This window comes from Limisphaerales bacterium (assembly GCA_014382585.1).
Classification (GTDB): domain Bacteria; phylum Verrucomicrobiota; class Verrucomicrobiia; order Limisphaerales; family UBA1100; genus JACNJL01.
This window is the reverse complement of the sequence record JACNJL010000065.1, coordinates 23,860-33,684: the sequence shown is the minus strand read 5'-3', so window position 1 is coordinate 33,684 and position 9,825 is coordinate 23,860. Positions and strand designations below refer to the sequence as shown.

6 protein-coding genes are annotated in these 9,825 nt (G+C 57.7%); 5 read left to right on the top strand and 1 reads right to left on the bottom strand.

The features are described from left to right. The coding region (locus H8E27_15395) for a hypothetical protein (GenBank protein ID MBC8327004.1) at positions 1-1,267 on the bottom strand (1,267 nt) is incomplete at its 3' end. A gap of 222 nt (positions 1,268-1,489) precedes the next feature. Here H8E27_15395 and H8E27_15390 point away from each other — a divergent pair. The 5 genes from H8E27_15390 (at position 1,490) to H8E27_15370 (ending at position 9,679) form a co-directional block, all read left to right on the top strand. Continuing rightward, positions 1,490-2,917, top strand: coding sequence for an efflux transporter outer membrane subunit (locus H8E27_15390; GenBank protein MBC8327003.1), 1,428 nt, complete (start codon positions 1,490-1,492; stop codon positions 2,915-2,917). Then, a complete protein-coding gene (locus tag H8E27_15385; GenBank protein MBC8327002.1) occupies positions 2,914-4,389 on the top strand; it encodes a hypothetical protein in 1,476 nt (491 codons plus the stop codon). The genes H8E27_15390 and H8E27_15385 overlap by 4 nt, the downstream gene beginning before the upstream one ends. Positions 4,390-4,406: 17 nt before the next feature. Beyond that, positions 4,407-7,658, top strand: a complete 3,252-nt coding sequence (locus tag H8E27_15380; GenBank protein ID MBC8327001.1) for an efflux RND transporter permease subunit — start codon at positions 4,407-4,409, stop codon at positions 7,656-7,658. Positions 7,659-7,723: 65 nt separating this feature from the next. After that, complete coding sequence (locus H8E27_15375) at positions 7,724-8,431, top strand: GDSL family lipase (GenBank protein MBC8327000.1); 708 nt, start codon at positions 7,724-7,726, stop codon at positions 8,429-8,431. A gap of 594 nt (positions 8,432-9,025) precedes the next feature. After that, the gene (locus H8E27_15370; protein MBC8326999.1) at positions 9,026-9,679 is read left to right on the top strand and encodes a hypothetical protein; all 654 of its coding nucleotides are present in this window, start codon (positions 9,026-9,028) and stop codon (positions 9,677-9,679) included. The last annotated feature ends 146 nt before the right edge of the window (positions 9,680-9,825 follow it).

The following is a 9,825-nucleotide window of genomic DNA, read 5'->3' as shown; positions in this document are numbered from 1 at the left end:
TGGGGTCTCGAAATTCCCGTTCGCCGGCCAAGGCTTCCTCCACAAGTTTCAAGCCCATCGTTTTCACAGCCGGGCTGAGGTAAAACAAATGGTTACCCTTCAGCTCCATGCCGGCGGTGACTTTTTGGAATTCCGCCGTGCCTGCCAGTCCCTTTGATTTGCCCGACTGAATGGATGCCAATTCGCCGGCTAATTCCTTGGTGCTGGTCAACACCAGATAATCGCTCAGCTTCAGCAGGGTTGGGCTCAGCGGAAAGGGCATGTCCTCCCCGGGCGGGGGCATCAGGGTGAGTGCTTTCACCCCGTCAATGTTGGATTCCTCCGCGCCTTGCGCCTGCAGCATACCGCCGAGCATTTGCAGAAGTAGAGTATCTTTCACCTTCACGGCCAATACGAAGCTCGGCTCAGGGATCGTAATGGTCTCTTGTACAAATAGTTCGTTGCCATTGGCGTCCACCTCCCATTTGCCGCCAGTGGGCATTTTCACCTTCTTGGTGGGGTGCAACACCACGGACACACCCGCCTCACCGCCGAGCGATTTGAGTAATTCCTCTATCGGCATATTGTTGTCAGCCATTTGCGTGAGCATGGCGTTGAATTCCCGTGCCATTGCTGGGTCCTGTTTCGCCATGAAAGCCTTGATCCACGCCCAGCCAGCCGCCACATCGAGATCGCCGTGCATCGCCAACGCGGTGTTGGCGGGCATCAGCTTCAGCCCGCCCAACTGGTGCGCCGGGCCGCCCAGCAATTTCCACAACAATCCTTTATCCTGCCCCGGCCAATGATGAGCCATCATCGCATTGCGCCGAATGCCGTTTTCGGTGATGAAACTGCTCGAGCCCGTGCCGCTGATATCCGTGAAGCCTGATTCCTTATAAACGTTTTGCACCACCTTCAGCACCGCCATCGCCTGCGGATCACCCTCGGCCTGCATCATCGTCTCGATGATCCCAAACAATCCGGCCAATGCGGAGTTTACCCCTTCGTTGCTTTTATATGAAAACGCGCTGCCGCCAAAATCCAGATGCTTGGCCACCTCGGCCATGCTCGTCTTCTGCGGTGAAGCCTTGGCCGCAGGCATTTCCGTTTTCACGTGGGAAGCTTTAGCCTGAGAGGCACTTCCGCCACCGCCACCGCCACCGCCACCATCGGCAGGGCTCGGGCCGGAACCTTCTGGCGAAGCCGACTCAACGGGATTGTCCTTGCCGCAACCCACAGCCAAAACAAGCGTGAGTAGACCCGCGAAAAAGTTTAGTTTATTATTCATGATGAGTCCTTTCAGTTAAGGTTAATATAATCACACCGGAAAAAAGACATCATAGTTACCCCCCCCAAAAATCGTCCACTACAATAACTGAGAATTTTTACAGTACCCTGGCAAATTTCACCTTTTATAAACACCCGTTCCTAATCGGCTTATTCTTACTCGCGTCCCACTCGTTTTTGTGTACACTCCAGCGGCATACGGATGAGTGCGATGGGGGGTTTTGTGAAACGAATTTTCATCAACAGTTTAGCACTGGGCATTGGGGTTTTGGCTGGGGGCAACGGATGCTCGACCCCTTCAACCAACGCCCCGGAAGCCTGGGCAGGCCTAGCATTGCCTACGGCATTTGGCGGAGGGGAAGCAAACACCAACGCGCCTGCGGGAGCGGGATGGCTCGCAGATTTCAATGATGCCACGCTGAATGCACTGGTGCGGGAAGCGATGGCGAAGAATCCTGATCTACGCGTAACCGCCGCGCGCCTGCAAACGGCGCAGGCGAATCTGCGCCTTGCCGGAGCAGAATTAAAACCCACCCTCAACGCCACGGCGGTGGCCTCGCGGACTAAGCGCAGTTCCACTAGCGGCTTTAGCATATCCACCAGCCGTTCATACCGTTATACACCACAACTGGATCTCGCCTGGGAATGGGATGTGTGGGGGCGACTGGCGGACACGCGGGCAGCCGCTCGGCTGGACGCCGGCGAGGCGGCGGCCAACCTGCACGCCGCGCGCCTGAGCCTCGCCGCCAACACGGCCAAGGGCTGGTTCAGTCTGGCCGAAGCGGAACTTCAATCGCAACTGGCCCGACAAACTCTGCAAAGTTACACCAACAACCTCGCGGTTTTAGAGGATGGATTTCAGCGCGGGTTAACCAAGGCACTGGACGTGAGGCTGATGCGCACCAGCGTCCGCAACGCGGAAAACGCAATTCAACTTAGGCTGCGCGAACGCGACGGCGCCCGGCGGTCGCTAGAAATTTTACTGGGCCGCTATCCCAAAGGCGAAGTAGCGCTGACCGCCGCGCTGCCCACGCTCGCCGCAGCGGTGCCGGCCGGGTTGCCCGCACAATTGCTGGAACGTCGGCCGGATGTATTGGCAGCTCAACGGAACTATCTCGCCGCCCATCGGCGCGTGAGCGCGGCGCGCAAGGATCGGCTGCCCCAAATTAAACTCACCGCCAGCGCGGGCACCTCCAGCGATGAATTGAAGGAAGTGTTGGATATCAACAACAATATCTGGAGCCTCGCGGCGAATCTCACCCGGCCAATTTTGGATGGCGGGAAAATTAAATCGCAAATCGAACGCGCCGAAGCCCAACGCGAGGAAACGCGCAATCTGTACGTGCAAACTGCGCTGCAGGCGTTTGCCGAAGTGGAAACCGCGCTGGCGGCGGAGGCGTTTCTGGTCGCCCAGGAAACCGCCCTACGCGCCGCGGTAACCGAGGCGAGCGAGGCCCGGACGCTGGCGTTGGATGATTACCAGGCCGGACTGGCGGAGATCGTGACCGTGCTCGAATCGCAACGGCGGGTATTCAATGCCAAGCGATCTTTATTGGAGCTTCAAAATGTTCGCCTGCAAAACCGCATCGACCTTTACCTCGCGCTCGGCGGCGAGTTTACTGAACCTAAACTTGAGCCCAACAAGGAATGAGCAAAGCCGAAAAATTATCCGAAACTGATTCTGAAGAATCCCCACCGCCACGTGAGGGCATAGCGCGAACGCTTGTTGGCGTACTGGTGGGAGGAGGCATTCTCGCTGGCAGTTTTTTTACTGCGCAATATTTTTGGACGCATCAAAAAGCAGCCGAACGCAAAAAACCTAAGCGGCAGGTAACAGTGGTCCAAGCCATTCGCCTTCAGCCGCAGAATTTTGTCATTAAAATCCCTAGTCAAGGCCGTGTACGTGCGCGTGCACAGAGCAGTATCATTCCGGAAGTGAGCGGCCGAATTATTTCCATTGAGCAGGTGTTTCGCGAGGGTGGTTTTTTTCAGCCCGAACAAGTATTGCTTACCTTGGATAAGACTAATCCTTCCAATGACATCGCTCGCGCCGAAGCCACGCTAGCGCAATTAAACGCAAAGCTGGCGTTGCAAAAGCTTGAACGCTCTGCGTATTCCAACGCCGTGGTCATGGCACAGGCCAATCTTGCACAAGCCGATGCGACCCTGGAATTGGAGAAAGCCCGCCGCTCCGCGGCCATCGCCAATCTCAATCGGCTGAATACATTGGACAAATCCAGCCCCCTCGCGCGCAACGAGCCGCAAGTAGCCGAGGCCGCAGCAAAGGCCCAAGCCAGGGGAGCTGAATTGGCCAAGGCCAAGGAAGATCTTGCATTGCGGCCGGACCAATTAGAAGCCGATCTCGAGGCACAGATTCGCGTGGCAAACGTCGCCCTCGCACAGGCAAACGTTGACCTCGCCCGCACCGTTGTGCGCGCGCCTAAATACCCCGGCCGTATCATTGCCAAAAACGCGGACATTGGCCAGTATGTCACCTCTGGCACCGTGCTGGCTATGGCAATTGCCACGGATTATGCGGAGGTACACCTACCCGTTTCCAATGCCCGCCTGAATCACATCCGTGTGCCCCTGCACCGCACAAACACCAACGAGACGCAGGCCATGCAAATCGAAGTGCCCATCGATCCGCCGGCGGTGGATATTCGCATGCAAATCGGCCGCGATATGCATCATTGGCCAGGTGGCTACATTTCACGTGACAGCGGCCGGCATGATGCCACCAGCCAACAACTTGCGTTGATCGCGCACATCCCCGAACCCTACGGTGATAGACCCTATCTTCGAGCGGGACTCTTCGTACAAGCCACCATTACCGGCGATACGTTGGAAAATGTATTCGTGCTCCCACGCCACGCCGTGCGGCACGGTAACGAAGTAGCCCTGGCTATTCAAAAAGATGGCCAAACCATCCTCAAGCGCTTGAAAATCAAAATACTGTGGCGCAATGAAAAAGATATTGTCACCGACACAGACAAACTAAAGTCGGGCGATGTAATCATTACCACGCCGATTGACTACGCTACCAATGGTCAATTCCTGCAAGTACGCATTGACGGTGAAGCTGCACCATCACCTGTCAACGGAAGGGCCGAAGAGCAATAAGACAAAACGAAACGGCCATGAATGGTTTAATTGAATGGTTCGCCCGCAATCGCGTGGCCGCCAATTTGCTGATGGTGTTCATTATATTGATGGGCGTCAACGGCATCGTGAATCGTTTGCCGGTGGAGGTGTTTCCCGATTTAAACCCGGACGAGGTGGAAATCCGCGTGACCTATCGCGGTGCCACGCCGGAGCAGATGGAGGAATCCATCATCATCCCGCTGGAAAACAGCATTGCTGATCTTCCGGGTATCGCAGAAATCAAAAGCTCCGCGAGCGAAGGCAGCGCACGCATTGAGGTGGAAGTCGCAAGCGGGCACGATCCGCGGGAGTTGCGGGACGAATTGAAGAGCCGCGTCGATGCGGTCAACAATTTGCCCGAAGGCATCGAGCCCCCGGAGGTCAAGCTGGAGGAACACCTGCATGAGGTGATGACGCTCATCATCCACGGCGATATGAGCGAGCACGACCTCCATCAGCTCGGCGAGCGCGTGCGCGATGAAGCGGGTCGGCTGGAAGGCATTTCACGCGTGGTGATGCGCGGCCTGCGCAACTACGAGGTGGGCATTGAGATTCCTGAACAGGTGCTGCGCGAACATCGGCTTACCCTGCAAACCGTGGCCGATGCGGTGCGCAACTCGGCGGTGGACATTCCCGGCGGTGTCATCCGCAGCCGCAACGGCGAGGTGCTGGTACGCACCGAGGGCCGCGCGTTTGACAAGGCGGCGTTTGAAAAAATTATTGTGCAATCGCGCGAGGACGGTTCGCATCTCACACTCGGCGAGCTGGCCAACGTAACCGATGCGTTCGAAGAAAATCGCGTGTTGATGCGCTTCAACGGGCGTCGTTGCGCGGTGGTGCACGTGGCGCGCACGGGCGATCAAAACGCGCTGAAGATCGAGCACATCGTCAACGAATACCTCGCCCGCCTCATCCCGCAGTTGCCCGAGGGCGTATCCATCGACGTATGGAACAACCGCGCCGACATCATCAAAAAACGCCTCGTCACGCTCAATGACTCAGCGTTGATGGGCATCGCATTCATCATCGTGCTGCTGGGATTATTCCTGCGTCCGGCGGTGGCGTTGTGGGTTTGCGTAGGCGTACCCGTCGCCTTCATGGGAGCCTTTGCGATGATGCCGTACGTGGGCGTCACCATTAATCTTTTTACGCTGTACGGGTTCATCCTCGTGCTGGGCATTTTAGTGGATGACGCCATCGTCACCGGTGATTGCATCCACACCCATCAACAACGCGGTGGCACGGCATTGATTGGCGCCATCAAGGGCACGCAGGAAGTCGCCGTGCCGGTGATCTTTGGCGTGCTCACCACCGCCATCGCCTTTGTGCCCCTACTGATGGTGGAGGGGCGACGCGGCCAGATTTTCGCGCAAATTCCGTTAGTGGTGATTCCCTGTCTCATTTTTTCATTGGTTGAATCCAAACTGATTTTGCCCGCACACCTCAGTCGTCTTTCCACCGGCAAACCCAAACGCAGCACGCTCAATCCGCTGGCGCGCGCACAACGATGGTGTGCCGACGGCCTCGAGTGGTGTATTGATCATATCTATCGGCCCATCCTTTCGCACGCCTCGGTGCATCGCTACGTCACTCTTTGCGTATTCATTGGCGCGGCGGTGGTGATTGGCGCTTACAGTTTCAGTGGTCGATTGCAAATGGTATTCTTCCCGCCGATCGATGCGGAGATCGCCACCACCCGGCTGGTGATGCCGCAGGGCACCGCGTACGAAGTCACCGCCGAAAAACTCAAGGTGATGATTTCCGAAGCCGACCGGTTGAAGGCAAAATACACCGCCGACTTTGACGACCCCGAAACTGGCCAAACAATCCGGCGCAGCCTCATCGGCAACATTATCACCACCATCGGCGGCCAAAATATTGCCGGCGTGCGCGGCCGCGCCGAATCTGGCGTGGCCCATCTCGGCGAAGTACAACTGCAAATCATGGCTCCGGAAGATCGTATTCATTTTCACGACGCCAGCTATCTGGATCTCAAGACTCGCGATCTTGCCACGGAATGGCGTAAAAATATCGGCCTCATCGAGGGCGCGCAGGAAGTGACCACCCGCGCGGTCATCGGCCGCACGCGCGATCCCATTGCCATCCAGCTCGCCTTGCCCGCGCAGGATACCTCGCTCAAAACCACCGCCTTGCTCAGCCAAGTCTCCGGTAAAATTCAAGCCGAGCTGAATACCTACACCGGCCTGTTCGACATTCACGACACCTTTGAACGCACCAAAGAAGAAGTCCGCCCCATCCTCCGCCCGGACGCCCTCCAACGCGGACTCACCCGCGCAACGGTTGGACGGCAGGTACAGGGAGGCTTTTTCGGGCACGAAGCGCAACGCATTCAGCGCGGACAAAATGAAGTGCGCGTGATGGTGCGCTACCCGCTCGCCGAACGCAAAGCGTTTGCCAGCCTGGAAAACATGCACATCCTCTCCACCGACGGCTCCTCAATGCCGCTCACCGCAGTGGCCGAATTGGAAATGAACGAGAGCTTTCCCTCCATCCGCCGCACCGACCTCGCCCGCACGCTCACCGTGGTGGCTGATGCCGATAAGTATGACCCCACCTTGGACCTCGAAAAAGTCCGGCAGGATCTCGAACCCAAAGTCGCCGCTTTGGTGGAAGCTCATCCCGGCATGAGCTATAGCTTCGATGGCGAAAGCCGCGAACGCGCTGAGTCCTTTTCCGCTCTGCGCATCGGCGGCATCATTGTCCTGCTCGGCATCTACGCGATGCTCGCCATTCCGTTTAAAAGCTACACGCAACCGTTCATCGTGATGGCCATCATTCCCTTCAGCATCACCGGCGCACTGCTCGGCCATATGATCATGGGCGCCACCTTCAGCATTATGAGCGCCTTTGGCCTGCTCGCAATGGCCGGCGTGGTCGTCAACGACAGCCTGGTGATGGTGCACTACATCAACCGCAAACGCAGCGAGGGTCTACCTATGCTTGAGGCCGTCCGTAACGCCGGCGGCGCGCGCTTCCGGCCCATTATCCTGACCAGCCTCACCACCTTCGGCGGCATCCTGCCCACCATGTTCGAGAAAAGCACGCAGGCACAATTCGTCATCCCCATGGGCATCAGCCTCGCCTGGGGCGTATTCTTCGCCACCTTCATCACCCTCATCCTCGTACCCATTTGCTACCTTATTTTGGAAGACATCAAAGCCGCCTGCCGCCGATACTGGGATTGGCAAACCGGCCGCACAACGGAACCCGCCAACGCCGCAATCTGAAATCACTTTAACCCCCGATGTTGAGGCTTTGACTTTTCGCGTGCGACCCCCTACTTTTGGGGTCTATGAAATCCACTTTGTTGATCGGCACCCTCGCTTTCTCCCTCTCACTTTTTGCTGAGGAAAAACCAGACCTCCACTCCGCCACCAAACCCGTCCCGCGCAGCGGCGGTTGGACCAAGCGACATGAGTCCTTCAACAAACGCGTGGCCCAAGGCAAGTGCGACGTCATCTTCATCGGCGACTCCATCACCCAAGGCTGGGAAGGCCGCGGCAAGGGCGTGTGGGCCAAGCACTACGCCAAACGCAACGCCGTCAACCTCGGCATCGGCGGCGACCGCACCCAACACGTCATCTGGCGCTTGGACAACGGCAACCTCTACCGCATCAAGCCCAAGGCTGCGGTGATCATGATTGGCACCAACAATTCCGGCAGCAACACCTCGCAGGAAATCGCCGACGGCGTGGAGGTCATTGTGAAGCAACTGCGCAAGAAACTACCCGAGACCAAGGTACTGCTCCTCGGCGTCTTCCCCCGGGGCACCAACAACGCCGACAAGCGCCGCCAAGTCAACGAAGGCGCCAACGCCATTTTCAAGAAACTCGCCGACGGCAAGGCCGTGCACTACCTCGACATCAGCCCGAAATTTCTGAAAGAAGACGGCACCCTCACCCGCGAAATCATGCCCGACCTCCTGCACCTCAGCGAAAAAGGCTACACCATCTGGGCCGAATCCATTGAGGCCAAGCTGAAGGAATTAATGGGCGAGTAACGCCCCACCAAAAACGTCGCGAAAAGGCCCGAAGGGCCGACACAAAAGGACCCGCCCTCACGGATGGGGGTAAAGGCTGGGGAGTTTGCATATGCTCACGCGGAGGCGCGGAGACGCGGAGAAACGAAAAAATCCCTCCGCGGCTTCGCGCCTCCGCGTGAGTCTCATTTAACGATTGTTACCCAATGAGCCTTTACCGACTCCGGGAGTCCTGGGTAGGGCGGGGTGTCCCCACCGCGCCGCGGCTGACTCGGAGAGCCAGCCCTACCGTCCTCCGGTAAAAAGACAGAACATTACCATTTCCAATCCCGCCGCCGCGGGATATCCTCCGGTATGAAAATGAACCCCATGAAAACCCTGAGTCTCATCCTCCTAACCGCCGCCATGGGGGTCGGTTGTGGGAAAAAGGAAAACGCGGAGACGGAAAAGCCTGAGTCGGTGACGCCCATGCCGCCAGCACTGGTTGCCGCGTGGGAGAAGGCAGGGTTAACTCCCAAAATGGTTGCCGCGTGGGAAAAGGCGGGGTTTAATGCCCAGTGGATGGGGCCACATAAGTCCATCCCGACATTCAGGACCCTTAACTGGAAACCCCGGATGCTGTCATCGCTCCCCGTGCCGACATCGGCGTTTGGGTTGATCTTGGGCGACGCCTATTTCACCGACGGGAGCTTTAAGGATTTGGCCCAGCTCCAGCAGCTCACCTTGCTTCACTTGTACCGCACCTCAATCACCGACGCGGGCCTCAAGGAGGTGACCCAGCTCCAGCAGCTCACCGAGCTTCACTTGGGAGAAACCTCAATCACCGGCGCGGGCCTCAAGGAGCTGGCCAAGCTCCAGCAGCTCACCTCGCTTGACTTGTACCGCACGAAAATCACCGACGCGGGCATCAAGGAGGTGGCCAAGCTCCAGCAACTCACCTCGCTTGACTTGGGTGTCTGCTTCAATATCACCGACGCGGGCCTCAAGGAGGTGGCCAAGCTCCAGAAGCTCACCTCGCTTGACTTGAGTAGCGGCTTCATCGTCAACTCAAAAATCACAAAAATCACCGACGCGGGCCTCGAGGAGGTGGCCAAGCTCCAAAAGCTCACCGAGCTTGACTTGAGTTTCACCAAAATCACCGACGCGGGCCTCAAGGAGGTGGCCCAGCTCCAGAAGCTCACCTCGCTTGACTTGTCGTACACCCGAATCACCGACGCGGGCGTGGCGGAACTGAAGAAGGCACTGCCCAAGTGTAACATTCGCCATTAAGCCGCCGTCGGTAGGGATGGATATGAAAGCGCCAACGGCGCGGCTCCATATTAGCCTGGGGCAACGCCCTGGGAACCATAACCCCAAACGAACCGAGGGCTGAAAGCCTGGCCCAATCGTTGGCGCGGAAAATGGGTCGCATAGGC

Bases quoted from the DNA above. Each gene is read 5' to 3' on its own strand.
- H8E27_15385 (MBC8327002.1), top strand. From the start codon at position 2,914: ATGAGCAAAGCCGAAAAATTATCCGAAACTGATTCTGAAGAATCCCCA.
- H8E27_15380 (MBC8327001.1), top strand. From the start codon at position 4,407: ATGAATGGTTTAATTGAATGGTTCGCCCGCAATCGCGTGGCCGCCAAT.
- H8E27_15375 (MBC8327000.1), top strand. From the start codon at position 7,724: ATGAAATCCACTTTGTTGATCGGCACCCTCGCTTTCTCCCTCTCACTT.
- H8E27_15370 (MBC8326999.1), top strand. From the start codon at position 9,026: ATGCTGTCATCGCTCCCCGTGCCGACATCGGCGTTTGGGTTGATCTTG.